Annotated in this window: 1 protein-coding gene; it reads right to left on the reverse strand. The window is 61.1% G+C overall.

Features of this window, described 5'->3' with window-relative positions; translation table 11 throughout:
- Positions 1-2,125: immunoglobulin-like domain-containing protein (locus BSF44_RS29060; RefSeq protein WP_371918302.1), on the reverse strand; the 2,125-nt coding region annotated here is incomplete at both ends.

Raw genomic sequence — 2,125 nt, forward strand, 5'->3', positions numbered from 1 at the left:
GTGAACACGTCGTCGGCCGCGGCGATGGTTGCTGTGCCGGTCGCGGTGTTGGCCGGGACGGTGATCTTGGTGCCGTCGGAGAGGGTGAACTCCAACGGACCATGGTTATTGATCGGCAGACCGGCCGCGTTGGTCAGGGTCACGGTGTAAGTCACCGAACCACCTTCGCCCACGGTGGATTTGTCCGCAGTCAGGGTCGCGATGACTTCGCTGACGGTGTCGGTGATGGCCACGTTGGCCGCCGTGCCGTCGATCACCAGGTTTTCGAAGGTTTTGCCGTCAACCGTTGCATCGCTGACGCCAATCGAGAGGGTCTGACCGTCCTTGTAGACGTCGTCGCCCTGCACCGGTGCGGTGTAGATGGCCGACAATTTGCCCGCTTCAATGGTGACGGTGCCGCCATTGCTCAGGGTGACCTTGAGGTCGTGATCGAGTTTCTGGTCGACCTTGACGGTGAAGGTCGGCGCGAGGTTTTCCTGCACGCCGCCGTTGCCTTCGATGCTGACGGTGACCTTGTCGCCCTGGTTGTCGCTCGGGGTGCCCGAGCCCGGTTCGTCGGTGACGGAGGTTTCGACTGCGGTCTGGCTCAGGGTCAGTTTTTCGAAGTTGTCTGCGCCAGTGACCGATTCCAGTTTGTTGACGATCGCTGCCTGGCCGCCGGTGAACACGTCGTCGGCCGCGGCGATGGTTGCTGTGCCGGTCGCGGTGTTGGCCGGGACGGTGATCTTGGTGCCGTCGGAGAGGGTGAACTCTAACGGACCATGGTTATTGATCGGCAGGCCGGCCGCGTTGGTCAGGGTCACGGTGTAGGTGACCGAGCCGCCTTCGGCCACGGTGGATTTGTCCGCGGTCAAAGTGGCGATGACTTCGCTGACGGTGTCGGTGATGGCCACGTTGGCCACGGTGCCGTCGATCACCAGGTTTTCGAAGGTTTTGCCGTCAACCGTTGCATCGCTGATGCCAATCGAGAGGGTCTGACCGTCCTTGTAGACGTCGTCACCTTGTACCGGCGCGGTGTAGATGGCCGACAGCTTGCCCGCTTCAATGGTGACGGTGCCGCCGTTGCTCAAGGTGACCTTGAGGTCATGATCGAGCTTCTGGTCAAGCTTGACGGTGAAGGTCGGCGCAAGGTTTTCCTGCACACCGCCATTGCCTTCGATGCTGACGGTGACCGGGTCGCCCTGGTTGTCGCTCGGGGTGCCCGAGCCCGGTTCGTCGGTGACGGAGGTTTCGACTGCGGTCTGGCTCAGGGTCAGTTTTTCGAAGTTGTCCGCGCCGCTGACCGACTCCAGTTTGTTGACGATCGCTGCCTGGCCGCCGGTGAACACGTCGTCGGCAGCAGCGATGGTCGCCGTGCCGGTCGCGGTGTTGGCCGGAACGGTAATTTTGGTGCCGTCGGAGAGGGTGAACTCCAACGGACCATGGTTATTGATCGGCAGACCGGCCGAGTTGGTCAGGGTCACGGTGTAGGTGACCTGGCCGCCTTCGGCCACGGTGGATTTATCCGCAGTCAGGGTAGCGATGACTTCGCTGACAGTGTCAGTAATTTCGACCTTGGCTTCGCCACCAATGACCAGATTCTCAAACGTCTTACCGGCAACGCTAGCATCAGCGATACCCAGCGAGGCGCTACCACCATCCTTGTAGACGTCATCACCTTGCGCCGGCAATGCATAGCCAACTTGAGTTGCGCCTGCGGCGATGATCACAGTTTGGCCGTTGCTGAGTGTCACCGTCAGGTCGTGATCCAGCTTCTGGTCGAGTTTGATGGTGAAAGTCGGTGCCTGGTCTTCCAGCACAGGACCAGCGCTTTCGATGGTAACCGTGACCTTGTCGATCACATCGGAAATCGTGGTGACTGCTGGAGTGTTGTTGAGCACCAGGTTTTCGAAGTTGCCGCCGGTGGTAGCGGTGATGGTGGTGCTGACGGTGCTGCCGTTGACATAAACGTCGTTGGCCGGGGTTTCGACCACGACGTTGCCAGTGGTCTGGCCCGCCTCGATGGTGATGACCGAGCCATTGCTCAAGGTCACGGTCATCGGCGTGCCGGCCGGGTTGCTCAGGGTCGCGGTGTAGGTGATCTGGCCGCCTTCGCTGATGTTGCCGGTGGCGGTCAGGGTCAGGC

This window comes from Pseudomonas sp. ACN8 (assembly GCF_002303925.1).
Taxonomy (GTDB): domain Bacteria; phylum Pseudomonadota; class Gammaproteobacteria; order Pseudomonadales; family Pseudomonadaceae; genus Aquipseudomonas.